The following is a 26,098-nucleotide window of genomic DNA, read 5'->3' on the forward strand; positions in this document are numbered from 1 at the left end:
GTGAATTTAATGTATATAGAGTTCACCGATTCTGGCATGGTGGTTCCAGATGTCCTTACCATCGGTTATATAGATGGCGATGGCATAGGCCCTGAAATTACCGGAGCTATGATAGGAGTTGTTAACAGTGCGATTGAACTTGCGTATAAGGGCAGCAGGTCCATTGAATGGCATAAAATACTCATAGGAACAGAAGCATATGAGAAATTTGGAACTTATGTGCCGGAGGACTCCATAAAGGAAATCCAGAAAATGTATATAGCCATGAAATCAACACTGAACTTTATGCCTGACAAGAGAGATTTGAATACAATATTGAGGAAGCGGCTTGGGTTATATTCAAATATACGAATATTAAAATATATTGAGGGAATGGATATACCGGTAAATACATTCAACAGGCTGAATCTAACAATTATAAGGGATTCCACCCCGAACAGCCACATATTTTACCATTCTTCTGAAAGCACCGATGATTTAATCCGGTTTATATCTGACAATTATGGATTGAATATTACGCCCGACTCAGGGATATATATGATGCCACAGAGCAAATTCAGGACAAGGAAGATTGCAAAACAGGCCGTAAGGTATTCCAGAAGAAATGGGAAAAAGAAAATTACAATACTGGAAAGCCAGCAAAACCATGAATTTGCAAACTGGTGCATAGAAGAAGCATCAGCCCAGGAGGACGTGGGTTATGAAGTTGTGAAAACGCGGGAATTCATGAAACGGCTGATAGCCTCGCCGGAGGATTTTGAAGTTATCCTGGTTGACAATGTATTAAGCCAGACACTGGTAGACTACCTTGCAGGTACGATTAATATAGAATATGGATCAAGTATAGGAGATGAATGTGCAGTTTTTGAAGCCGTCCAGTCCTCTTTGCCATCTGAAGCAGGATATGATGCCGCTGACCCACTTTCATTCATTCTTTCAGGGTGTGAGATGCTTATGCACATAGGATGGGTTGAGGCAGCACAAATTATTGAGAAAGCAATATCTGCCGCGTTTAAGGACAATAAAATTCCAAAAGATATAAACACAAGGCCGGATATAAGCCCTATAAAGTGCTCTGAATTTTCATCAGAAATTATAAAAAGGATGAATGGTGCCTAATTGCATTTCATAGTATCCAGTATAATTGATGGTTGGGAATATTCCGGGCGGGCTAACCGTCCTTGGCCGTGGCTCCGGCAGTATATGTATATTCACAATAGCTGCCTGGCCGCCCTGCCCCATTATAATAAGTTTTAGATTTCCAGGGTCATATGACACCAGTGTCAATGTCTGGTTCTGCCCACCGTATATTTGGAGTATCCCTAGAGGAATGTGTGGGTTCAGGTTAATTTCTGCATTCAGGTTATTCTGTAAGCTCATGTACAAGCCTGTGCTATTAAAAATTGGTATTATCTGTGCATTCAATGTACTGTTGCTGTTATTGAATATGGTGATATTGAATGGTTTATATTCTTTTACTGTTAAATTTTCGGGCCCCATTGTTTTATTAATATGCATATTACTATCAGGTTTCAGGAAATATACTGAAACTGTTTTGTTAACACTGCTCATTCCGGTATCAACTGTTATGGTAAAATTTTTCCTACCGGAGTAATTATGGTTGTAAGTGATCAGTTCTAGAGTGTATATGGTATCAGCTTTATTCTGTGTAAATCCTTTAACTGTAAAATTACCGGGTGTAACAGAGAATAAAGGAGAAATATTTACACCATGGTTCTGTACCGTAATATTAACGGAAACATTCCCGGTATTGTTCTGCTGCATTATATAACAGGAATCCGGAATGGCGACGTTGTTGCTATCTGTATTATGCAAAGGCAATGGGGCAAAGCCAAGAATGATAACTATAACTACTATTACCAATGCCAACCATTTGACCGAAGCACGTGGCTTAAAGAAGTTATTCATTGGCAGTGCCCCCTTAATCCCGAGCAAAATTGAGAGCACAGCAAGAATGAGAATGTATGGATACAGAATGCTGGCGGCTAGAAGTATGGCTATTCCAGCATAGGATGCATATTTAAATTGTTTTCCCAGTATTCCGGAAAAGACAAGCCCGCCATCCATAAACCCAACAGGCATTGAGTTTAATGCAGTTGTTATAATGCCAACATACCCGGCAAGTTCCAGGGGATCCGGTATAATATATGCAGGGAATAAATGGTCAAGGGCAACCGGGAAAACAAGAGGGAAGTTGAGAACAGAAATTGGGGAATGGATTGCCGAACTATAATTCACATATGGCATGATAGCCGCACCGGCAATTATTAAAAGAATCGATGCAAGAAATCCAAAAAATAATGAAAATGTGCCTGCCTCAATCATGGATTTTGAGTCTCTAAATTGGTTTTTGTTTGAATTTATGGTTCCAAGGGTCCCCAGGCCAGGAGATGGAACAAAAATGGGAAAATTATATTTTATATGGTTTTTTCTTAAAGCTATATACTTTCCTGCTTCGCGGAATAACAGGATAGAAATCACAGGTATTGCATAGAATAATGTTCCATATATGATATTACGGTATATTAAATCTGATGAGTAGTATGATGAATAATAAACAGAGCCGGTATAAATCAGGGCGGCCATGGAAAGGAAAAGCATCAGGGTTTTTAATCCCCTGCGTTCCCGGCTTACATTGCCATTATTTATTACTATTATCTGGCTATCAGGAAAATCGTTTGTAAAAGCTGTTGCACCTACTGGAGCAAGTTCATCAAGAAGGTAGCCAAATGTTTTTTCATCCCCTCTGCCCTGTATATGGAATACCATAGAATAGCGTGTATTTTCAACTTCTGAAACGTCGTAATACTTTTTTACTATCCCGTCAATGGTACTGGATTCTATCATACGTTAATGCTTACTAAAATCTCCTTTATTAACTTTTCATTTATTCCCGGATTGCATATTGCCGTGTACAGTTTCCTGTTTCTTGATTTCTCTTTAATCCCTATATTGCGCGTGGAAAGCCCGGATATAAGGGTGTCAACGCCAGCATCAATCCCTATTGCAGTAAGCTCCGTTTCACTGTTAATTATAATCGCTTTAATATTTTTCCTGAATATGCCCTGGATCAGGAGGTTAAATTCATACCGGTCCAGATTTGTGGCATAAACATAGATATTTTCGTGAACCGGTTCCCTGGAATTAAGTATCCCTTCAATTTTTTCTTTTCTGTACTTATCTATAAGTTTTCTGTTTTCCAGATTTTCATGGAAAATTTCCAGGGATTGCCTGTATACATCCTCCGTATCAACCTTCAGGTATTCCTGTTCCATCTGAACGGTATCATAAACCAACTGAACATAGCGCATTGCTGCAGGGCCTGCGGAGAAGGTAATCCTCTGTATTCCTTCCTGTAGGGTTTCTACTTTCATAATTTTTATAAAGCCTATTGGGGCCGTGCTGTCCAGATGCGTACCCCCGCACCCTTCAGAGTCTATGCCATCTATGGTAACAACTCTGATTTTGGATGATACGGGAACACCCCCCTCAAAAAGCCTGAAACCGTATTTTTCTATGGCAGGATTCCAGCTTACATTTGACACTGTAATTTTTCTGTCCTGTTCTATGGCTTCCATGCACATATCTTCTATATGCCTGATATCCTCCAGAGTTATTTTCCTGTAATGCGTTATATCTATTCTTGATTCTTTTATATCTTTCTTTACACCGCTCTGCCATACATGTTCACCGAAATACTTTCTCATTATTCCAAGCAAAAGATGTGTTGCTGAATGGTGTATCATAAGCTGCTTTCTCCTTGTGTAGTCTATATAGCCCTTAACACGTGAATTAGCCGGTATATTATTATCAAGAAAATGTACTATTGAATCGTTGTATTTCTGGACATCAACAACGTTAACTTTTTTTCCGTTGGCAATAAAATATCCGAGATCACATGGTTGCCCTCCGCCTTCCGGATAGAATGCAGTCTGGTTTGGTATTATGCACTTTTCCCCGGAGTAAAGCACTATTCCTGTAAACTCGCTTATTTTAGTATTGTCATAATAAAGTGGCCTGGTATGTACAGGCGGAAATTGAGGCATCTCTTTCTTCTTTGTATGCCTTGTTTCGTGCCTGGATATTACTATTTCCTGAAAATTGTCAGGAAGTTCGAGGTCTTTTCCTGTAATTTTCTTAAATGATTCACTGATCAGATCCTCATTCATGCCTTCAGAGTCATAAAGCGTGATTGCATCCTTCAGCTCAAGCTTGCCAGAATGTATGTATTTTCTTACTTTCCCTTCAGCGGATTTATTTATTTCAGCGTATTTTTCCTTCTCTATATCAATAATATTTTTGATGAAATCCCTGTCGTAGTTAGAAACTATTCTGGAAAATATTTCATGCTGGAAGTCCATGAGGTCCATAAAATCCTGTGAGAAACTTATATCATCCATAAATTTCAATGACCTTCTAATCAAAGTCCTTGCCAGGTATCCAACCTTAACGTTTGAAGGTATAACATAGTCGGCAAACATTAAAAGAAGTGTTTTTGTATGGTCCGCCAGTGAATAAAGGCTTCTGACACTTTTGAGCCGGCTCAGGAATTCATCGTCAATGTATATGTGCTTCTCCTTAAGCCATGGAGCTACCTGCTTAAGGAGTTTTGACTCACTGTATGGGTCTATTTCTGCCGAGAGTTCCGATAACTTCTGCATAATTTCCGGGTCCATATCTCCTGCTGAAGAGTTTTTCCTTATATATTCTATTGTCTTCCCCAGTATGGATTCATAAACTGTGGGAGTGCCTGTAGAAAGCCAGACAAGCCTTTCCAATCCGTAACCGGTATCAACAATTTTGAGTGGCATCATGGAATACTTCGTGCCCTCGATGTCTATTTCCCCATCGGGGTCTTCTTTCATGTCCATAAACACGAGTGTTGCTACCTCCAATCCCCTGACAAAAACTTCCACAGCGTTTCCAGCATTGCCACCCCCAAACCAGGGTTTTTCCTTGTATGTAATTTCAGTTCCATCCACATGGAGTTTTTCTGTAAGAAACCTGTATGAATATTCTATTGTTTCGTTCTTCCAGTATATGTACTTGTTTTCATAATTGAACGCATCATGGCACAGCATCTCAAATGATGTCAGATGCCGCCCGGTTTTGCCCACAAGGTCAAGGTCCAGCATCCGTATACTTGGCTGTGACATGGCCAGAGGGTTTCCTGGAGGGGGCACCAGTCCCGATGTTACCTGTGGCTGGAAATCATATATGGACGCATTGACAAGGAGAACGTCATCACGCCACCTGGGGACTACAGGATATTTTTCTATTATAGTGTGTGGAAGTTTATCCTCTTTAAAAAATGACAGGAACTCCTGGCGCATCTCATCAAGGCTATATTTCCTGTCTACGGGAGAGTTGCCAATAAATGAATAGCCTTCACAGGCAGGGTCCCCGCATGTCTTTTTCCCCGGGTTCTGTGTCCAGAAGAACGATGAGCATACTATACATTGTTTTCTAAGGAAATTATTGTCCCTGAAGAAATCCAGGTCAAATTCATCTTGCACCATTTTACATATAATACATCTGTATAAATAAATATAATTGTCCGTGTTTATATATACGGGCTGTAATGAATCGAGATAAAGAATATTTATATCCTTATTTTCAATCAATAGTTTATGGAAGAAAGGCTAAAAAGGCCGTCATGGGATGAATACTTTATGCGTATGGCTTATCTGGCGGCATCACGCTCCAACTGCACAAGAAGAAAGGTTGGCGCGGTTATTGTGAGAGACAATAATGTACTGGCTACCGGATATAATGGTCCGCCATCGCACACGGTAAACTGTGATATAGTAGGATGTATAAGGGATGAACTTAACGTGCCATCTGGTGAAAGACATGAGCTTTGCAGGGGATTGCATGCAGAGCAGAATGCGATTATACAGGCTGCAGTTAATGGTTCATCAATCAAAGGATCTAAAATATATGTGACAACACATCCCTGTGTTGTGTGCTCCAAAATGATAATGAATTCCAGCATAGAGGAAATAATATTCGCCGAAGGGTATCCTGATGACCTTGCTGAATTGATGTTGCTTGAAAGCAATATTACAATACGTAAATTTAATCTGCCAGACCCGGAAGTGGAGTCTATAATAGGAATATATTATACACATAAAACAGGGGAAGATTAAACAGTATTGCTGCTATTATTTTAATATATTATAATTTAATTATTATCCAATTTTAATCTGAGGGAGATGAATCTATTCCTGAACATTGAGCAGGAATATTGCTATATTTAAATTGTTATTCAATAAATAGTGTGTTGCATAATTAATAGGCATGTGTCATCCCCCTCATAATATTGTAATTAACTACCTTAAGAGCTAATTCCTGTACAATATACTCTATTTTCTTAGCTTTAATTACCTCTGACATTACTCTTTTTAATCCTGAAAAATATATTTCCACGAGCCATCTTTTACCATAGCTATTATTCTCCTTCCACTGTTCCATGGAGTTCTTTTTTATAAATCTTACAATCTTAGCCCTTGCAGGTGATCCTCTGAATTCAGTAGAAGCATTCTTCCTGGGAGGTATTATTGCATTATATCCAAACATATTGTAGATATATTTGGAATCATATCCCCTATCCCCAAAGAGCCTTAAAATATTATTTTTCATTTTACTCAATAGTTTTCTGGCAGCCTTAGAATCATGTGTATGCTCATCTGTAATTGTGAATGATAATACAGTAACATCTTTTAATGATATTATTACATGTAATTTTATCCATCCTCTCCTTTTCTTATGCCATTTATGCCTTAAATAATCCCCTCTTATTGTTATCTTAGAGCCAGTAGAATCTATAATGCAATCCAGCTTACTGTTAATATTATTCAATTCAGGTTTGATTCTCCTTATCCTCCTGAATATTTCACTATATGATATTGATTTTATATTAGCTATAATTGCTAAGGACCTTAACACCCCTTCAAGTGACCTGAAAGGTATACTGAATATAGATCTTAATCTCGCTAAATATATTATCAATGCATCAGGAACTTTGTATGGATGGCCTATTTTACCATTATTTTTTTCCTCCAGCAGACGATCATTATCCTTTATGAATGATAGATCTGCAAGGTATTCTATTCTATCTGCAAGGTATTCTATTCTATCTACAAGGTATTCTATTCTATCTACAAGTGATTCATTATACTTTCCCCATCTCCTGTTAGAACCGAGCCAGTACCTTTTTATACTTCTATTTATTTTATTATTGATTTGTGGAGTCAAAGCAAATCACCCCTATATTTCACTATATAGGGGTTTTTCTTTTAAGTTTTAAATTTATTATGGGATAATTATTAAATTAGAATGAATTATGCAACACACTATTCAATAAAACCAACTACTCCCCGGACACCTAAAATACATTTCAATTTGGATCGTGCTTACCATCTTCTTTTATCTATTGCATTGGAAATAGAACATTGCCAGCTGGTGCAATTTGAATCCCCAACAATAACTAGCATTGCTGCCATGTTTCCATTATGCTAAATGAAAACTATAGTACAATAAAAAACCCAGCTAGGAAACTCTAACTTTATGCCCCAATAATTGTCTTCTGCTATTAGTCGCTTGCACCGTATAAATGTTCGCTTACTCTGTGTATAAAATGTGTTCCGGGAACAAAGTATGGTGGCTTATAGTTGAAATTTAATATATCATTAATATTAAATCACAGTTTATATTGTATAAAACGTTGTAATCACAGACACTTTCTGCGACACCAGAAAAAAGTTGAATAATTTTCATTTTATGTTTAAACTTAACGTGTTGTTTGAACAAACAGGGAAGTGTAATACTATGAATGGGGTAATTTACCTTTCTTTGATTCCTTTACTCTCAATATTATAAATCCCGCCAGACCAATTAATAACGATATAACACCATATATCACAACCAGCATGTATCTTCTGGATTGTATCGAATTGTATTCAAAAACTCTATCCGAGTAGGGGTATCCTATTACAATAAGAGTTATAGCAATTATTCCAGACGCGAGAATTATAAATAGAGTAAAATATTGCCCGGATTTTGACCAATCGGATCTGTGTCTACGGAATGAAATAGTTAACGAGATTGAAAGTACAGCAAAGATAATTATGAAATATATAAAAAATGCTATGTTAGGAGTATAAATATTGCCAAACATTAACTCACCCAATTATTTTCACCATATTTGTTCCCCAGATAATGGACATAAGACGAAAAATATCCACTTATGACTACGCCTGGCACTCCACCAAAAACTCCAAGCGGTGTATTTTGGAATATTGTAACAGTGTTTCCATTGGAGAGATGCCCGTAAAATCCAATGGAGGAAGCTAAACTACCGACAACTGTTATCCATGGATAATAATAATCATTCATCATATATGTCCATATATATTTATTTCCTGATGGTTCATTGGCATATGTTGATTCATACAACTTTGTCATGGCGTCATCAATATGCATAATTACAAGTCCAGCCACTATACCAACTACTGCACCAACAATGGTACCAACTGGACCGCCCCAAGAACCACCTATTGCACCGGCTAATACATATCCTGTAAGACCAGATGCAGCGGCACCACTTGCAATCCCATCCAGCGTCATGTACTTTTCAAAACTATTATACTCTTTCTGTGCTGTACTACCAGCCCATAGTTCGTTAAAATCATCCTGCTCACCATAAGTTACAGTCCATCCCCCAAGCCACCAGGGTGCATGGTATACGAAATAGTTAATAGTTACCATAACCCATGTTCCACTATCTGATGAAACACCACCGGGAAGGTCTGCCATTATATTTAAGACATATGACATAGAGTCTTTTCCATTTATTACAGATGGAACTTTGTGCCCTGAATGCAGTATAGATTCTATTGAGCTCACTTCCATCTTGTTGCTTTTATTAAAGGATGATTTTTCATTAGCTGTAAGCTGTGATATGTATGCCTTTCCTGCTATTGACTGGTTAATGTATTGCATAAATAAAGATTGTCCGGTAGTTGATGATATCTCAGGAAGGTTTTCTTTAACATGGTTCTTCATGTACCAGCTAGAGAATGATACTGCAATTTTATTTGATAGGTTTGAATTTGTTGTGGTAGTGGGTTGTGATTTATTTACAACATATTTGCCAATAGCTACCTGGGGAGAAATATTCCCTGGTGCTTTATTGCTCTGAACTGAATGTATATTGTCTGCCACAGGGACAAATGCGAGTATCACAAATATTGCTGCCATTAATACACCTATTATTATCCTCTTTTTATTCACAATGATATTAATACATGAATATATATATATATATTTCTGTAATAATATTAATAAATGATTTATTATTTAATAATTTACCGGTCAATTTTACAACTTAAACCATACTTATAATAGGAATTTACGGTTATTTATATAAATTATATGTATTACATTTATAACTCCATTGTGCATATATATACAACAGTTCATTTATTCCTTATGTTTCTCGGAACAATACCTTTATTGCACCTGTGCCAGAAGTTATATATTTGCAATGCGGCATTTATTTATAATGCAATATTTTTATATTATATTTAAATAAAATAAATATTTATATACATGTTAATAATATACAGATAACAACCAATGGTTGTTAACTAAGGTGATATAAATGAATGGAAGAAGAGATGATGACTGGGATGATATATTTAACGACATGTATGATGAATTTGGCTTTGACATGAAGAAAATAAACAGGGAAATTGCCAGATTCTGGGAATCCATCATGAAAGGAGAACCGAACAGCAAAATTATGGGCCCATATGTATACGGATTCAGTTACAAGATGGGGCCAGATGGGAAACCTGTTTTCCAGGAATTCGGCAATGTGCCAAGAAATGGAATAGGGCCAAAAGCAGAGCCACAGGGAGGGTTCAGGGAGCCACTTACAGACATAAACGAAGACAAAGAAAATGTATACATCACATATGAATTGCCCGGTGTCGAGAAAAATGATATTGACCTGGTAGTAAACGAGAACAACATAGAACTTAAGGTGGACAAGGGGTCAAGGAAATATTATAAAAACATAGAATTCGACAGGGAAGTCGATATAAACAGTGTTATAGCTAAATTTACCAATGGCGTCCTGGATATAACAATTAAAAAAGTAAACAACAAAAGTACCGGCAGGGCAGTAAAAATCGATTAAATATATTTTTAATATTTTATGGTGTTTACATGGACGAGGATTTATGGTCTATTTTAATTGCACTGGAAAACAATACCAGGAGAGAAATGCTAAAAACACTGGCAAATTATAATTCCTATGGGCTCGAATTAAGCAGGATGATAGGGGTTTCACAGCAGGCCATCAATAAACAGCTTGAAATTCTGGAAAAACTTGGATTGATATGTACAGATGGAAGCATACCATCAACCATGGGGCCACCGCGGAAAGTTTACAGGTCAATGGGATTCTCAACCATAATTATAGATTATTCAAAAAATTTTATGAAAATTAAGAAAATGGATATTGATTATGGAGACGAAAATATTGAAGGGAATAATTCTGATCTTGTCAATAAATTAAATAATTTAAATGGTGAAATAGACAAAATCGACAGGGAAAGAAATTTGCTGTCATCGAAAAAGGATGCAATAATAGGCATGTTAAAGGAGAGAGCCTCAGGCTTTGACAATTTCTACAGAAAGGTAATATACGGATATCTTGAAACTATGGATATATCAATTGTGGCTCACAATATGGGGATTCCTGAGGAGCTTGTTAAAGGGATTGTGGATAAATTTTTGCAGGGATAATAAAATTCATTTCATAACATGAGTGGGTTAAAAGTTATATATATTTCATAAATATGCAAATATGAAAGTATCGTTTAAGTTTGATAGTGATGTTGGGTTTATTTCAGATGATGGGAAGAGAGAAACTAAATTCAAAAATTCTATAGTAGGCAATGACGAATACCATTCACCTACAGAGCTCCTGCTTCTGGCAATGGGTGGATGCAGCAGTGATGATGTGCTCAATATCTTAAAAAAGATGAAAAAGGAAATTAAGAGTTATAGATGTGAGGTTACAGGAGAAAAAAGGGATACTGATCCAAAACTTTTAAAATATGGGGAAATACATTACATATTTGAAGGGGATATGGATCCGGAATCTGTGAAAAAGGCAATAGATCTGTCTCTGGAAAAATATTGCTCGGTATCGCTCACCGTGAAAGGCGCAGGTATTCCTGTTTCCTATTATTATACAATAAATGGGCAGGATTACCGCTAATTTTTTAATCCATTTCCGGTAAGTACTAGGAGTGACGACCCTTCAAAATTGAATTTTCTGTATGCTGCGAATACAGTAGCCGAACTGTATTCTGCATAAAACCCTTTCAATGCAAGGTCTTTTCTTGCTGTTATTATTTCATTTTCGGATACAGAAATGCACCTGTTGCCATCATTCATAATTTTAATCATTTTATTCATCAGTACAGGGCGTTTTGCTACTAGAGCATCGGCTATGGATGAAAGGTTATTGTCAGGATCATATTTTTCTCCGTTTATGAATGAGCATACAGGCGAAATATTCTCCGGCTGGACACCAACTATTACAGGTACTTTACTTATTTCTCCGGAATTATAAAGATGGGTTAAGCCGCTATATAGCCCTGAAAGCAATGTGCCTGCTGATATTGGTACGAATATATTGTCAGGCATTTTGCCCTGAAGGAATATTTCATAGGCAAGTGTCCTGATGCCATCCCTGAATTCCGGGTTTAATATATGGGAAGCATAGAATCCTTCCGCATGTTCTGCTTCTTCCTGCACATGGTCCCTTGATCCATCTACCTTGATTATATGAGCCCCATAACTTTCAATCTGTTTCAGTTTGGCCGGATTTGCATTTGAAGGAACGTAAATATTAGTTTTAAAGCCTGCACTTATTCCATATGCTGCTATTGAAGAACCTGCATTCCCGGAAGAATCTTCATTGATCATTTCTATATTAAGTTCATTTCTCCTTGATGATATATAGGAAATCAGATTTCTTGTACCACGATCCTTGTATGAATAAGTTGGTGAAAAGTAATCCAGTTTAAATGAAAGATCATTATTAATTTTGACAACCGGTGTCCTGACTTCGCCCAGGGTCACCCATCTGGAGATATAATCAAAATTTTTATCCATATCATCGTAAAATTTTCCTTCAGGAACAATCTCAAATGGTTCATTGCATTGCCTGCATCTTAACTCGTGCTCGAGCCGTGGATGGCCGTTAAAACAAACTGTGCGCATAAAAATAAGAATACAATTAAAAATAAAATACTATGCAAAAAAATTAAAGGGATGAATAGTAGGATTCATCATATGGTTCTGGCTTAAGTCCCTTTCTTTCCCTTATCTTTGCAACTATTCCAGCCTGCAGTTCATATGGAACACGCTGATATCCAGAGTTTTCTGAACTCCATATAGCTTTTCCGCCTGTTGCGCTCCTTATTGCGGATGCGAAACCTATCATTCCTGAAACAGGGGCATTTGCTATAACAGTGATTTCTTCACCATTCTGCTGCATATCTTCAACAACGCCACGCCTCTGCTGGAGTTCACTGGTTACAGGGCCCATTAATTCCTGTGGAACGCTGATGAAAACTTTCTGCATGGGCTCCATTAATACTCTGCCTGCCTGGCACATTGCACCATATATTGAGTTTCTTCCTGCAGGTATAACCTGTGCCGGCCCTCTGTGGATACTATCCTCATGAAGTTTTGCGTCCATCAGGCTTACCTTCAATCCATATACCTTTTCATTTGCAAGCGGGCCCTTGTCCAGGGATTCGTTAAATGACTCTATAAGAAGTTCCATTGTTTCATCAAGGTACTGGATTCCCTTTGTCATGTCCAGAAGAAGGTTTGCCCCGTGGATAGATACAAGCCCCCTGGCTTCATTATGGTCAAGGCCAGCTTCCTCGAGTATGGCCATGACAGCTTTCTTATCTTTTATTTTAGACCCGTCAGGCACTTTACCTTCCAGGATAGCCTGCACTACACCTTCAGGCAATGGCTCAACTTTGAAATAGAACCTGTTATGCTTGTTGGGTGATTTTCCCTCAAATGGCCCACCTGTTTTGTCCACAGTTTCCCTGTAAACTACAAGGGGAGCTGAGGTAACAACATCAACGTGGTAATCATTTTTTATCCTGTACATTGTGATTTCAAGATGCAATTCTCCCATACCAGAGATTAAATGTTCCCCTGTTTCCTGGTTTATATCTACCTGTATGGACGGGTCTGCCTTGGAAACCGATCTCAGTACATCGATAAGTTTGGGAAGGTCTGCAGTATGTTTTGCTTCAATTGCAAGGGTAACTACTGGATCAGAATAGTGGGACATTGGTTCAAAGTCATCCATATCCTGCAGTGATGATACTGTAGAACCTGCAATTGCTCCCTTTAATCCAACAACTGCTGCGATATTTCCTGCAGCTATTTCGTCTATTGAAATTCTGTCAGGGCCAACCATCATAGATAGTAACTGGACCTTTGATTTTCCAGCTCCTGTAACATATAATTCACTTCCTTTCCTTATTATACCGGAGAAAACTCTTCCCACTGCAATTTCTCCTGCATGCGGGTCTATAAGTATTTTTGTTATCATCATACTTACAGGGCCATTGTCATCACACTTTTCCATAGCCTTGCCTATCTCGCTGTCAAGGTCCCCATGCCATATCTGTGGTATTCTATACTTCTGGGCAACAGCCGGATTTGGAAGGTTTTTGGTAACCATATCAAGAACCACCTTATGTAAAGGTGCTTTTTTAGCCAGTTCCTTCTGTTTTCCTGCACTGACGAGATCTACTATATCTTTAAATGTAACCTTGAATAATGCCATTGCCGGAACAGATAGTGCCCAGTTATGGTATGCTGAACCGAAAGCCACTGTTCCATTTTTAACATTTACAAGCCATGAATCAGCGAATTCCTTCGGTGCATATTTTGTTATAAGCTTGTTTACATCTGTAATAACTTTTATGAAACGTTTCTGCATTTCATCTCCATTCAGCTTCAATTCATTGATAAGCCTGTCCACTTTATTAATAAAAAGCACTGGCTTTACTCTCTCTTTAAGGGCCTGCCTTACCACTGTCTCTGTCTGTGGCATTACACCTTCAACAGAATCCACAACGATTACTGTACCGTCAACTGCCCTCATAGCCCTTGTAACATCACCGCCAAAATCAACATGCCCTGGCGTATCTATAAGATTAATAAGAAATTCTTTTCCATCTACTTCATGCACCATGGAAGCATTAGCTGCATTTATGGTTATTCCTCTTGCCTGCTCCTGTTCATCATAATCAAGCAGCAACTGCTTTCCTGCCAAATCTTCGCTCATCATGCCAGCACCGGCAATAAGATTATCACTCAATGTGGTTTTACCATGGTCTATATGAGCAGCAATATCAATATTTCTGATCAATTCTGGATGTTCGACTAATTTCATTGCTTTTGCAACATTTTCTTCTTTTCGCCCCATTAACAACACCATTTAACGTTTATAATACCGTATCGAAAATCATTATTTAATAATTATTAAAATTTAATGATATTACGACAACAATATGTATTTTGTTATATCCACTATATATTATACGAATTTATATGTTTTCATTTTATTAGTGTGAGTGGTGGAGACCACACCGTTTATATGTGGGATAAATGGGGACTTAAAGTTAATAAATACAATACTAATTATAAAAAAGGGAATTGTTTTAAAACATATCATACATTTCCAACCTTGTTGCGCCTTTTGAATATTGATAGATACGCCGGATTAGTATTATATTTTATGATTCACTATTTAAATTTAATGTTTAATCTCTCTTTTGTTTATATCGTGCAAAGTTACAATGGTATAAACCATACTCAAAAACAACCGCGGGGTCATGGGGTTAAAGGAGAATAATATGTATTTTATTTCAAGACTAAAGAAGAATGCTGGTCATACTAAAATAGAAGAGGAAACGTGGGAATATTAAAAAATTCCATTGACCGATAATAATTTCCATAGCAACACTGAAATTGATGTTATTTTTATGAAATTGCAGATAATTAGATATAAGTATTGGAAATTTAGATGATAATTAAGGAAAAACTTTAATTATTTAAAATATTATGCCTATTTTTTACTAGATATATGACCACTACTATATAAACTATTGTCCCAATAATAAATATGTAAAGTAAAATATTTATGTGGGATATATCATATGCAACTGCTATAAGTTCGACAATAACAAACAATAAAAGTATAATTATCCCTAATTTTATAGATTTTTTTTTGCTTATCTTATTTTCTTCTTTATTATTATGAGTATTGTTCATTTACCATCCCCCATAACATGCATTACCAATCAGATATGTTTGATAACCTATCAAACCTATAGATAGACTTAAGCCTAGAATGAAAAGAGCTATGGCCGCTCCTCCGGTTATCCCAGTGGAAAGAGCTAGACCTCCTAACATTGCTACTACTCCCATTAATTCAACAACAAGAATCGTTATTGATACTATGCATCCCCAACTCCAGTCTATTGCTATTGCACTTGTTTTATCTACAACTATATTTTTTACATTATTATTTGTAAATCCTAACATAGTATTCATTGCTATAGCAATGTATGAATATTCTATGCCAAATTTATTTAATGTACTGTTGCCGGAGAACATATAATTAAATGCAACCAGTTTAACATCGCCTATCAGTGATTTCATTTCATTACTATACGTGCCCTTATAATTCAATGTAAATTCATTGCCTAATAATATCTTTGATGAGTTTATGGGAACTATGTTTGCATATATATAAGATATCTTATTATTATTTTCATTTGCTATTATATCAGCTATTTCTACTTTATAATCTTTGAACTTTTCTGTAAATGCTATTGTATACTTTATAGTGGAATTATTATAATACTGTAATAGATAATTTGAATTGTTTGATTTAGTATAATTGTATTGATATGCTGTTATACTATTATTTTTTATATCATTGTTATTATAATTATATATGTTGTTTATGGAAGTTTTGTTTATATTAGCTGGTATTATTGTGCCATTGTTAGAATCAATAAAATTGTTCATAAATGTAATGTTCCCGAGTTTAACATAATTATTATTTGATTTGGCATCATTAATATTGTTTATATAATTAGTATTGGCAGATGAATATGCAATCATAATAAACATAGTAGCAATCAGTACCGCAACTAGTGCTACATACTTTTGCTTCATAATAAATATAATTCTAAAAAATATATAAACTATTCGATATAGTAATAGTTCAATGGTTTGAATTAACATGGAGTTAATATGGCTTTAAATTTATTTTTGTTTCAATAGGATTTCTGTACAGTGTAAAGATGTGAAAAATACTATGGACTATCTGATACTTTCCATTATGTAATTATTGATCTTATTGACCTTTCTGACTTATTGTTTGCAGGTCGATTTTATTACAAATCGAAATCTATCATCCTCTTATGCCTTAACTGGTTGTTTACAAAATCTCTGGATTTCTTTCATTCATATGGTGTATCTATATGGATGAAATTTTCATTCAATGATTTTTATATGATTCTGTAACGTTTTCATGCGCCCGTTTAGTATTTCCTTTGCCTTATTGTATATCTATTTCAATGTATTATAGATATATTCACTGGCGTGCTCCATTTATTATTTAGATAGTTATCAAGTCGAATATTGGGATAATATAATGGGTAAATTTACAGCAATAGCAGGCCAGCATTAGTAATGACCATTCTATAACTCATTTAGAACAAACTGCATATAGCAAAATAATCTTGAAGATTTCGGAGATAAAGAAAAATTAATTGAAATAAAAAATAATATTAAAAAACACAGATAATTTAGCTTTTTATCTGGATTTCAATCCTGACGCCATCAGGAATGGATATCCTCATTAATTGCCTTAGGGTTCTCTCATCGGCATCCACATCCATAAGGCGTTTGTGTACTCTCATTTCCCAGCGGTCCCATGTTGGAGAACCTTCCCCATCGGGGCTTTTCCTTAATGGAACTTTAAGTTTTTTTGTAGGCAATGGGATTGGACCGTGTATTTCTACACCAGTTCTCTTTGCTATGGCTTTGATCTCGTTGCAAACTACGTCAACTATTTGATTTTCGGTGCCACTCAGTGAAATCCTTGCTTTATATGCCATATATCATCACGCTACTGTGGCTTTTTCAAGGTCTATGCACTGACCGGCTGCAACGGTCATACCCATATCCCTTATTGCAAATCTTCCCAGCTGCGGGAACTCCGATACTTTCTCTATTACAAGGGGTTTGTCAGGTATAACCTTAACTACAGCTATATCCCCTGCTTTTATGAAATCGGGTTTTTCCTTAAGTGTGGTTCCATCCTTCGGGTTTATTGTTTTTATGATTTCTTCAAATCTGCAGGCTATCTGGGCAGTATGTACGTGGAATACAGGTTTGTATCCAGCTGCTATTACACTCGGGTGCTGAAGTACAACTATCTGGGCTGTAAATGATTTTACAACTGTTGGCGGTGCAGATACTGGGCCGCAGACATCTCCTCTCTTCAGGTCGTTCTTTGCAATTCCCCTTACGTTGAATCCTATATTGTCACCAGGTTCAGCGCTTTGCATTGCAGTATGATGCTCCTCTATTGACTTCACTTCCCCTGACTTGTTTGCAGGAAGGAATATTACCTTGTCATTTATTTTAATGACTCCAGTTTCCACTCTCCCTACTGGAACTGTGCCTATACCTGTTATGGAGTAAACATCCTCAACCGGTATTCTAAGCGGTTTGTCTGTTGGTTTTGCTGGTACCTTAAGGTTATTAAGTGCTTCCATAATTGTTGGGCCTTTCCACCATGACAGATTTGCGCTGTTTTTCATGATGTTGTCTCCCTTGTAACCGCTCATGGGTATAATTGGAACATCCTTAAATCCAATCGGGGTAAGCAGTTTTGTAACCTGTTCCTTTACTTCGTTGTACCTTTTTTCACTGTAAGCTGGCTGTGTTGCATCCATCTTGTTGACTGCAACTATGAGCTGTGATACACCAAGGGTCCTGGCAAGGAAAGCGTGCTCTCTTGTCTGTGCCATTACACCGTCACCCTCTCTTGCTGAAACAACAAGCACTGCTGCATCTGCCTGGCTTGTTCCTGTAATCATGTTCTTAACAAAGTCCCTGTGTCCGGGTGCATCAATAATAGTAAAGTAGTATTTGTCTGTCTGGAATTTTCTGTGTGTAAGGTCGATTGTAACTCCTCTTTCCCTTTCTTCCTTAAACCGGTCCATAACCCAGGCAAACTCGAATGTTGCCTTTCCCTTTTCTTCAGACTCTTTCTTGTACTCGTCTATTATGTGCTGTGGGATCTCTCCGTGTTCGAACAATAATCTTCCTACGAAAGTAGACTTTCCATGATCGACATGCCCTATTATAACTAAATTCATATGTGGTAATTCTGCCATTTTCTTTCACCTTTAACCAGGATTGACAATCCTTTCTTTACCATATAATACTTTAATATTTAAATATCTTTCTTATCATAATGGTAGTACAGATAAAAACGCGGGAGTTATACTTGAATCTTTAATTCTAAAAAATGTTTTGTGGCATAATTTCTGGCCCAGAATGGAATACTGGGGCTTTGCCCGTTCTAACCGGATCCTGGATATGGTACCACAAAAAAAGTCAAAATTGTCGAATATTGGGTGTATGATAATTTTTCAAATGAAGGAGGCAGGTTCCGGTGGAATTTAGGCTAGAGAATTTATTTGAAAACTCCTGAAGAATATTTTAACCGGATAGAAACTATGAAAATTGCTCTCTGCAATGATGAATAATAAAAATTAAAAATATCTCGCTCCTGTGATAATAAATATATACTAATTTAAAATATAGCTACATGGATTCTCAATTTAACATTATTTCAAAGGACAAAGATTCAATTAAAGTAGAAATGATAAATTATGACAATACCGTTTTAAGGCCCCTTGTCGAGGAGATATTAAAGGATGATAAGGTTGTGGAATCTCACTATTACATAAAACACCCCGACATAGACAATCCGGAGATTTATGTAAAAGTCAGTACGGGAAAGCCCCAGGCTGCAATTAAAAGAGCTATAAAACGCATGAACAAGATTTACGAATCGCTGGATGCGGAATTGCAGAAGGAACTTGAAAAATTCAAAGCCAGCACAGAAAAAAATGAACAGTAGATATATCCTGGAACTTTCAGGTGAAAATATTGAAATAGCCTACACTGAAATAAAATCTATCCAGGAAACTTATAAAAATTTTCAGATAATTTTTCTCAGTGGTAAATTCGCATTAATTGATGGTGACCCTGCAAAGGTAATGAATTCTGCATTCACCAATTATATATCCAGAGTTATAAATGAAAGTGACGATTACAAGAATTTTACCGGAACAGAAATTCCGGATGGTTTTTTTTACGTCAGGGTTATAGGAAAAGCTAAAACAGAGACAGAGGGGATAGAATCTGAAATAGGGAGAAATTTAGGTGGCAAAGGCAGAATATCCTTTAAAAATCCGGATTTTATTGTCAGGGCAATTTTTCTGGATAAATGGTACCTGTGCATCCTCACATATGAAAGGGATAAAAAACGTTTCGAAGAGCGCAGGGCGCCTATGAGGCCATTTTTTTCACCCGTTTCCCTCCACCCTAAATATGCAAGATATCTGGTTAACACATCAGGGACAGTGGAGGGAGATACCTTGCTTGACCCGTTCTGTGGAACTGGCGGCATACTCATAGAGGCTTCAATGCTTGGGAGAAAAATAATCGGAAACGATTCAGAACTTAATATGGTAATGGGCACAAAATTGAATTTTAAGTATTTTGGCATAGAGAATTATAAAATGTATAATTTAGATATAGCCAGCTTATCACTGGATAAGAAGGTTGATGGGATAGTCACAGATATGCCGTATGGGAGAAGTTCCGGAGTAAACAACCATGACATAGTAGAATTATATAAAGAATCATTCATAAAATTTAACGAATTGTTAAAAAGCAGAGGAAAGTGCTCCATTATAGTAAATAATACCCAGTTTCTTGATTATGCTGTAAAATATTTCAATATAGAAAAAATTGTGCCTGTGTACCAGCATAAGTCGCTGATCCGGCAATTTGTTATTTTATCCAGGATTAATTAACCGGAGTTATGCTTATCTGGACATTTTCACCATCAATATCCCAGGTTTTTCCATCAGTGGAAGATGAAAATTCTATGCTTTTGCTTAATGTCTCATTCTTTATAAGATCCATAAACTTCTCTATGGATTTTCTTATATCGCCTGACACATTTATCTCCGTTTTGATATTCCTGGAATATTCCAGATTAAGGTCCTTTCTCATTATCTGTATTCTCCTTATAATTTCCCTTGCGTATCCTGCCAGCAGAAGATTGTTGTCAATATTTTTGTTTATGAATACGGATATCCCTGTTTTTTCATCACTGGCAAAGGCATATTCCGGTGATGGATCCTCGTGGATTTCAAAAAAGTCAGGTGTAAATTCATTGCCTTTATACGTTATTTTGCCGGTTTTTTTAAGTTCACTGTAAATGTTTTCTGAATTCAGGTACTCAGCAAATTTATTGGTGTCCCCCCTCAATACCGGAGCTACCTTTGAGAAAACAGGTTTTACTGTTGTTTTAACTGGCCTTTCTCCAAATGGTATAAATTTAATATCCATAGAATTAAGCTCCGGGGATATTATATCAAGAATAGCCGGATTTAATTCCATATCGCTGTACAGCATTATATTGCCCACAACCTGCCTTCCTTTTATATTGGATTCCTGCCTTGCCCGCCTGGAAAGTTCCATTATGGATATGGCATATTTAAATTCCTTTTCCAGATCGCTGTCTATGTAATTATTGTCAGGTTCCGGGTATTTTTCTGAATGGATTGTTTTTTCCGGGCCTGAGAGTTTCTGGTACATATAATCTGTATAGAACGGCGCCAGGGGTGCAAGAAGTTTCAGTATGTTTATAAGGGTATAATACAGTGTTTCGTATGCTCTCTTCTTCTCATCGTCCAGTTTCCCTTCCCAGAATCTTTTCCTTGATAGCCTCAGGTAATAATTGGAAAAATCGTTTATAAGGTCCATTATGTTTCTGAGAGCTATATGCATATCAAATTCATCCATATTCTTCCGGGTATTTTCTATTGTAGAATTTAATCTGGAAAGGAGCCACCTGTCCAGAAGGTTGCTGGAGGGTTCAAGGTCCTGGAAGACGAATCCATCCAGGTTGGCATTGGATGCAAAAAATGAGTAAACGTTGGATAGTGTGCCGAACACCTTTCTTGCAGTATCGCCTATGAGCTTCTTGTCAATTGATTTTGAATTCCATGGTGCGCCTGTGTAGAAGAAAAGCCTTGCAGGGTCTGCACCATACATAGATATAAAATCCCTTGCTGTAACAAAATTCCCCTTGCTTTTGCTCATTTTCTGCCCGTTTTCATCAAGGATAAAACTCATAGACATTACATTTTTATATGCATTTCTTCCAAAAAGCAGGGATGATATAACATGAAGCGTGTAAAACCAGCCACGTGTCTGGTCAATTGCCTCGGTTATAAAATCTACAGGTATGCCTTCTGTGTCAAAATTTTTGTTAAAGGGATAATGCATTGCGGCATAGCTTGCACTCCCAGAGTCAAACCATGTATCTATGACATATGGCTCCCTTTCCATAGTTTCTGAACATTCCGGGCACTTCAGTTTAACAGCATCGATAAATGGCCTGTGTAAGTCATCCGGTATATTGCCACCATGCTTTTCTATGTCTTCCCTGCTTCCAACTGCAAGGTAATGGCCGTTGCTACATTTCCATATTGGCAATGGAGTTCCCCAGTATCTGTTCCTGCTTAGCGCCCAATCCTTTGCATCATTAAGGAAATTCCCGAATCTTCCGTCTTTAAGGTATTCCGGATACCAGTTAACCTTATCATTATTTTTCTTCAGCAGCTCCCTTATTGTGGATACTTTGATAAACCATGCATCCAGTGGATAATAAAGCAGTTTTGTTCCGCACCTGTAGCAAAATGGATATGTATGCTTTATTTTCTGGCTTTTAAATAGAAGGTTATTTTCCTTCAAGTATCCGATTATATCAGGATTAACATCCATGACAAACTTATCTTTCCATGGAACGCTATTATCAAATTTTCCCTCTGAATCCACAGGATTTATAAGGCTAACATTGTATTCCTTTGCTATGTCAAAATCGTCAGCTCCGAATGCGGGTGCTGCATGGACTATTCCCGTACCATCCTCTGCTGTTACAAAATCACCAGGAACGACCTGGAGTGCATTACTGCCAACGTGAAGAAATGGCATAAGCTGCTCATAACGTGTTCCAACAAGGTCTTTCCCTTTCATTGTTTTCAGGACTTTCGCATCCTTAAATAATGATTGGACGGTGCTGGATAATACATAATATTCATTGTTTCCATCCGAAACCAGAGAGTAATCAAAATCTTTATTGACAACAAGAAGTTCATTTGATGGCAGTGTCCAGGGCGTTGTTGTCCAGGCTATAAGATACCGGTTCATGCTGCCTTTTACCCTGAACTTCACATACACAGATATATCATCTGTATTCTTATATCCCTGGGCTACTTCATGGGAACTTAATGATGTTCCGCATCTGGGGCAATATGGGACAATTTTGTAATCCTTTACAAGCATATTTTCATCAAATAGCTTCTTCAGGGCGTACCATTCACTCTCCATATAGTCGTTTCTCAATGTTACATAGGATTTATTCTCATCAATCCAGTAGCCTATTTCACTGTCTACTTCGTTCCATTCATCTATGTATGTAAATACACTGTTTCTGCAGTATTCATTAAATTTTTCTATTCCAAAATCCTCTATTTCCTTTTTTGTATTAAACCCGAAATGCTTTTCGGCTTCCAGTTCAACAGGAAGGCCGTGGCAATCCCACCCGCCGGTTCTCCTTCCTATGTCGTATCCGGACATATATTTATACCTCATGACAGTATCTTTTACTGTCCTGGTCATGAGATGCCCTACGTGGGGCCTACCGTTTGCTGTTGGGGGCCCCTCGAGAAAAGTATATCTTTTAAGGTTCCTGTCCTTATTCAATATATCCTCGATGATTTTATTTTCTTTCCAGTATTTTCTTATTTCTTTCTCAATATCCATCGATGATTTGTTAACGTCAATAGTCTGGTAAAAATTGCTACTCATTATCAGTTCAGTAATAAAATGTATTTATTATTTTTTATCAAATCTAATTATATGCAATGTTAATAATCCGCGGGTAGTTGAAAGGATCCATAAAATACATACTACCAGCATAAAAATAATCGGGGCAGTTGCAAAGATGCCACAGGATATTTAATTCCTGTACTTGCTGTATGAATATATTAAATCTATGAGGTTTTTCTCCATTTTTTCGTCTATGGTGCCATCTTCCTTCTTTTTAATTATATATTCCTTGGCATCCTTAATGCCTTTCTTTGAAGTGATAGCATATATGCTGCCCCTTACTGCTCCCCTGACACTGTCAGGAAGGTCCTTCAGCATAGTTCCAAGCATGTAGTTGAATTCGTCTTCCCGCCTCATGTCAAGTTTTTTTGAAGCTTTTTCGCCATTATTTTCCCGGTAATTTTTATTAACCCTTGTTCCATATTTTCTATACTTGTAATTGGCCATTCACTTTTATAGGTTAAATTTATATTTAATATTTGTTAATTTATATGCTTTACCTACAATTTATAATTGTATAAACATTATATATCAGTAAAAAATATAGTTTAAGGTTTGATATTATGAAAATGCCAAAACAGATAAAAACTTACTGTCCATATTGCAAAAAACATACAGTACATGATGTAGAAAGAGTACGTAAAAGAAAGGCCAGCGAATTAAGGGCAGGCCAGAGGAGGTTTAGAAGGGTTACATCAGGTTATGGAGGATTTCCAAGGCCAAGGTACGAAGGAAGGGAAAAACCAACCAAAAGAATTGCATTGAGGCTTAAGTGCACAGTATGCAAGAAATCTATAACACCACCCACACAGAGGGCCAAGAAATTTGAAATAGTGGAGGCATAAATATGGCAGATGAATTTAAAAAATTGAAGGATGTAGGAAATAATTTCCTTAAAATTAAATGTAAAGATTGCGGAAATGAACAGATTATTTATTCAAAAGTCTCCTCTGTGGTAGTTTGCAACATCTGTGGGTCAACCATAGCAAAACCAACAGGTTCAACACTTGCCACATCTGGAGAGCTTGTTGAAAAGATAAAATTATAGGCCAGTTATGTCCAGAGATATGCCAGAACCCGGAGATTTAGTAGTTGTTACGATAAAAGAAGTCCAGAATTATGGTGCAATTGTACAGCTGGATGAATATCCTGGCGTTTCAGGTTTTATTCACATAGCTGAGGTCGCAACAGGATGGATTAAGCACATTAAAGATTTTGTCAGGGTTAACCAGAGAACAGTATGCAAGGTATTGAATGTTGATAGCAATAGGAGGCATGTTGACCTTTCCCTTAAAAGAGTTAACGAGCACCAGAAGAGGGAGAAGATAGAAGAATGGAAAAACGACCAGAAATCCGAGAAGCTCCTGGAAATTGTGGCAAAGGAAGCAAACATATCTGATAAGGCCATAACAAAGAATATGGAAGATTATCTTGTATCAGAATATGGAAGTGCCTATGACGCATTCTTTGAGGCAGCATCAAATAAGGAGTTCATGAGCGATAAAAATGAGCCATGGAAAGATGCATTCATAAAGGTTGCAAAGGAGAACATTTCAATCCCAATGGTAAAGATAGGCGGCGAGATAGATATGTATTCGCTGGCATCAAACGGAATAGAGCTCATAAAGGAAGCACTTGATGTAGGCTCCGGAAATAATGTTGAAATAACATATGCAGGGTCACCAAAATACAGGATTTCTATAGTAGATGAGGATTATAAATCTGCAGAGGAAAAATTGAAAAATGTGCTTGAAAAGATCTCAACTGCATGCAAAAAAAACAATATATCATATAGTTTCACAAGGGACGAACAATGAGAACTTTAATAAGGATATGCCCATCATGCAAACTGTACACAATGAATGATATATGCAGTAATTGTGGAACGGCAACTGTTATGGCAATCCCGATGAAATATTCGCCCGCGGACAAATTCCAGAAGTACAGGATTAAATTGCTTGAGGATGAACACAATGGAAAAAATAATGTTTAAAAATTATGAAGAACCTGAATTGAATTCCCCCATATTCGTAGGCGGGCTTCCAGGCATAGGCAATGTTGGCAAAATTACAGTTGATTATTTTGTTGACAAATTAAAAATGAAAAAGCTGGCGGATGTGTATTCCGAATTCCTTCCACCACAGGTATTTATTAACAACAATGTGGTGCACCTGGTAAGGGAATCACTTTATTATAAAAAAACCAGCGGGGAACACGACCTTATTTTCTTAACAGGCGATTTCCAGGGAACAACACAGGAAGGACAGTATGAACTCTCATACAGGATGCTTGAATTTCTTAAAAAATATGAAGTTTCAATGATTTATACCCTTGGTGGCTATAGTGTGGGAAAGATAGTTGAAAAACCCCGCGTACTGGGAGCTGTAACAGACAAAAAACTGATAAAGCCCCTTGCCCGCAAAGGTGTTGTTTTCTCAGAAGGCGAGCCAAGTGGTGGGATAGTTGGATCTGCCGGATTAATTCTTGGCATGGGAACTGAACTGTTTTCAATTCCAGGTGCCTGTTTTATGGGGGAAACATCCGGTTATTTTGCCGACCCAAAGAGTGCCAGGGAGATAATAATGGTTCTGGCAAAGGTCCTTAAGACCAGGATAAACCTGAAGGACATAGATGAAAAAACCAGGCAGCTGGAGGATATAACCGAAAAGATGAAGCAGGAAGCACAGAACAAGGCTCCCAAGGATGACCTGGGATACTTTGGATAAACATTTTAAAT

Annotated in this window: 24 protein-coding genes; 12 read left to right on the plus strand and 12 right to left on the minus strand. The window is 37.1% G+C overall.

The features are described from left to right. The first annotated feature begins 9 nt into the window (after positions 1-9). Positions 10-1,119: an isocitrate/isopropylmalate family dehydrogenase gene (locus fad_RS08035; protein ID WP_171481328.1), complete on the plus strand. Its 1,110-nt coding sequence runs from the start codon at positions 10-12 to the stop codon at positions 1,117-1,119. Here the strand turns inward: fad_RS08035 and fad_RS08040 are convergent. Together fad_RS08040 and alaS are read right to left on the minus strand one after the other, a co-directional pair. Further along, positions 1,087-2,868, minus strand: a complete 1,782-nt coding sequence (locus tag fad_RS08040) for a site-2 protease family protein (RefSeq protein WP_081142984.1) — start codon at positions 2,866-2,868, stop codon at positions 1,087-1,089. The genes fad_RS08035 and fad_RS08040 overlap by 33 nt on opposite strands. Further along, on the minus strand, positions 2,865-5,540 hold the full coding sequence (gene alaS / locus fad_RS08045) for an alanine--tRNA ligase (RefSeq protein WP_081142985.1): 2,676 nt from the start codon (positions 5,538-5,540) through the stop codon (positions 2,865-2,867). Before alaS ends, fad_RS08040 begins: the two co-directional genes overlap by 4 nt. Positions 5,541-5,651: 111 nt before the next feature. Here alaS and fad_RS08050 point away from each other — a divergent pair, with 111 nt between their 5' ends. Then, positions 5,652-6,170, plus strand: a complete 519-nt coding sequence (locus fad_RS08050; protein ID WP_009886767.1) for a deoxycytidylate deaminase — start codon at positions 5,652-5,654, stop codon at positions 6,168-6,170. Between the two features lie 142 nt (positions 6,171-6,312). Here the strand turns inward: fad_RS08050 and fad_RS08055 are convergent, their stop codons facing one another. Both fad_RS08055 and fad_RS08065 read right to left on the minus strand, forming a co-directional pair. After that, positions 6,313-7,278, minus strand: coding sequence for an IS5 family transposase (locus tag fad_RS08055; RefSeq protein WP_081142986.1), 966 nt, complete (start codon positions 7,276-7,278; stop codon positions 6,313-6,315). 921 nt (positions 7,279-8,199) lie between these two features. Beyond that, positions 8,200-9,315, minus strand: a complete 1,116-nt coding sequence (locus tag fad_RS08065) for a hypothetical protein (RefSeq protein WP_081142988.1) — start codon at positions 9,313-9,315, stop codon at positions 8,200-8,202. Between the two features lie 370 nt (positions 9,316-9,685). Between fad_RS08065 and hsp20 the strand changes: the two genes are divergently transcribed. The 3 genes from hsp20 (at position 9,686) to fad_RS08080 (ending at position 11,314) form a co-directional block, all read left to right on the plus strand. Continuing rightward, entirely contained in the window at positions 9,686-10,225 is a 540-nt protein-coding gene (gene hsp20 / locus fad_RS08070; protein ID WP_081142989.1) for an archaeal heat shock protein Hsp20, read from the plus strand. A 29-nt stretch (positions 10,226-10,254) separates the two neighbouring features. Then, a complete protein-coding gene (locus fad_RS08075) occupies positions 10,255-10,836 on the plus strand; it encodes an ArsR/SmtB family transcription factor (protein WP_081142990.1) in 582 nt (193 codons plus the stop codon). Between the two features lie 61 nt (positions 10,837-10,897). Further along, entirely contained in the window at positions 10,898-11,314 is a 417-nt protein-coding gene (locus tag fad_RS08080; protein ID WP_081142991.1) for an OsmC family protein, read from the plus strand. Here the strand turns inward: fad_RS08080 and fad_RS08085 are convergent. The 6 genes from fad_RS08085 to tuf all read right to left on the minus strand — a co-directional run bounded on the left by fad_RS08085 (position 11,311) and on the right by tuf (position 18,560). Continuing rightward, complete coding sequence (locus tag fad_RS08085; RefSeq protein WP_081142992.1) at positions 11,311-12,324, minus strand: pyridoxal-phosphate dependent enzyme; 1,014 nt, start codon at positions 12,322-12,324, stop codon at positions 11,311-11,313. The two genes, fad_RS08080 and fad_RS08085, sit on opposite strands and share 4 nt — an antisense overlap. A 43-nt stretch (positions 12,325-12,367) precedes the next feature. After that, positions 12,368-14,566: an elongation factor EF-2 gene (locus fad_RS08090; RefSeq protein WP_009886775.1), complete on the minus strand. Its 2,199-nt coding sequence runs from the start codon at positions 14,564-14,566 to the stop codon at positions 12,368-12,370. Positions 14,567-15,186: 620 nt separating this feature from the next. Then, complete coding sequence (locus fad_RS08100; RefSeq protein WP_009886777.1) at positions 15,187-15,414, minus strand: hypothetical protein; 228 nt, start codon at positions 15,412-15,414, stop codon at positions 15,187-15,189. Next, on the minus strand, positions 15,415-16,326 hold the full coding sequence (locus tag fad_RS08105; RefSeq protein ID WP_081142994.1) for a hypothetical protein: 912 nt from the start codon (positions 16,324-16,326) through the stop codon (positions 15,415-15,417). A 635-nt stretch (positions 16,327-16,961) separates the two neighbouring features. Further along, positions 16,962-17,273 (minus strand): 30S ribosomal protein S10, encoded by a 312-nt coding sequence (rpsJ, locus tag fad_RS08110; protein ID WP_009886783.1) that lies wholly within the window; start codon positions 17,271-17,273, stop codon positions 16,962-16,964. Between the two features lie 6 nt (positions 17,274-17,279). Then, a complete protein-coding gene (gene tuf, locus fad_RS08115; protein ID WP_009886784.1) occupies positions 17,280-18,560 on the minus strand; it encodes a translation elongation factor EF-1 subunit alpha in 1,281 nt (426 codons plus the stop codon). Between the two features lie 437 nt (positions 18,561-18,997). On the opposite strand from tuf, the gene fad_RS08125 reads away from it, so the two are divergent. Continuing rightward, positions 18,998-19,312: a DNA-directed RNA polymerase subunit L gene (locus fad_RS08125; protein ID WP_009886786.1), complete on the plus strand. Its 315-nt coding sequence runs from the start codon at positions 18,998-19,000 to the stop codon at positions 19,310-19,312. Then, entirely contained in the window at positions 19,302-20,273 is a 972-nt protein-coding gene (locus fad_RS08130) for a DNA methyltransferase (protein WP_081142996.1), read from the plus strand. The genes fad_RS08125 and fad_RS08130 overlap by 11 nt, the downstream gene beginning before the upstream one ends. On the opposite strand, the gene ileS is transcribed toward fad_RS08130, so the two are convergent. Further along, positions 20,266-23,340 (minus strand): isoleucine--tRNA ligase, encoded by a 3,075-nt coding sequence (ileS, locus tag fad_RS08135; protein ID WP_081142997.1) that lies wholly within the window; start codon positions 23,338-23,340, stop codon positions 20,266-20,268. The genes fad_RS08130 and ileS overlap by 8 nt on opposite strands. Positions 23,341-23,490: 150 nt before the next feature. Next, positions 23,491-23,808, minus strand: a complete 318-nt coding sequence (locus tag fad_RS08140) for a hypothetical protein (RefSeq protein ID WP_081142998.1) — start codon at positions 23,806-23,808, stop codon at positions 23,491-23,493. A gap of 116 nt (positions 23,809-23,924) precedes the next feature. Between fad_RS08140 and fad_RS08145 the strand changes: the two genes are divergently transcribed. The 5 genes from fad_RS08145 to fad_RS08165 are packed head-to-tail and all read left to right on the plus strand — an operon-like array spanning position 23,925 to position 26,087. Further along, entirely contained in the window at positions 23,925-24,206 is a 282-nt protein-coding gene (locus tag fad_RS08145; protein ID WP_009886791.1) for a 50S ribosomal protein L44e, read from the plus strand. Between the two features lie 2 nt (positions 24,207-24,208). Continuing rightward, positions 24,209-24,409, plus strand: a complete 201-nt coding sequence (locus fad_RS08150) for a 30S ribosomal protein S27e (RefSeq protein WP_081142999.1) — start codon at positions 24,209-24,211, stop codon at positions 24,407-24,409. A 7-nt stretch (positions 24,410-24,416) separates the two neighbouring features. Then, complete coding sequence (locus fad_RS08155) at positions 24,417-25,178, plus strand: translation initiation factor IF-2 subunit alpha (RefSeq protein WP_081143000.1); 762 nt, start codon at positions 24,417-24,419, stop codon at positions 25,176-25,178. Continuing rightward, positions 25,175-25,354: an RNA-protein complex protein Nop10 gene (locus fad_RS08160; RefSeq protein WP_009886794.1), complete on the plus strand. Its 180-nt coding sequence runs from the start codon at positions 25,175-25,177 to the stop codon at positions 25,352-25,354. The genes fad_RS08155 and fad_RS08160 overlap by 4 nt, the downstream gene beginning before the upstream one ends. Then, positions 25,335-26,087: a proteasome assembly chaperone family protein gene (locus tag fad_RS08165; protein ID WP_081143001.1), complete on the plus strand. Its 753-nt coding sequence runs from the start codon at positions 25,335-25,337 to the stop codon at positions 26,085-26,087. The genes fad_RS08160 and fad_RS08165 overlap by 20 nt, the downstream gene beginning before the upstream one ends. Positions 26,088-26,098: the final 11 nt, after the last annotated feature.

The sequence above is a fragment of the Ferroplasma acidiphilum genome (genome assembly GCF_002078355.1).
In the GTDB taxonomy this organism is placed as follows: domain Archaea; phylum Thermoplasmatota; class Thermoplasmata; order Thermoplasmatales; family Thermoplasmataceae; genus Ferroplasma; species Ferroplasma acidiphilum.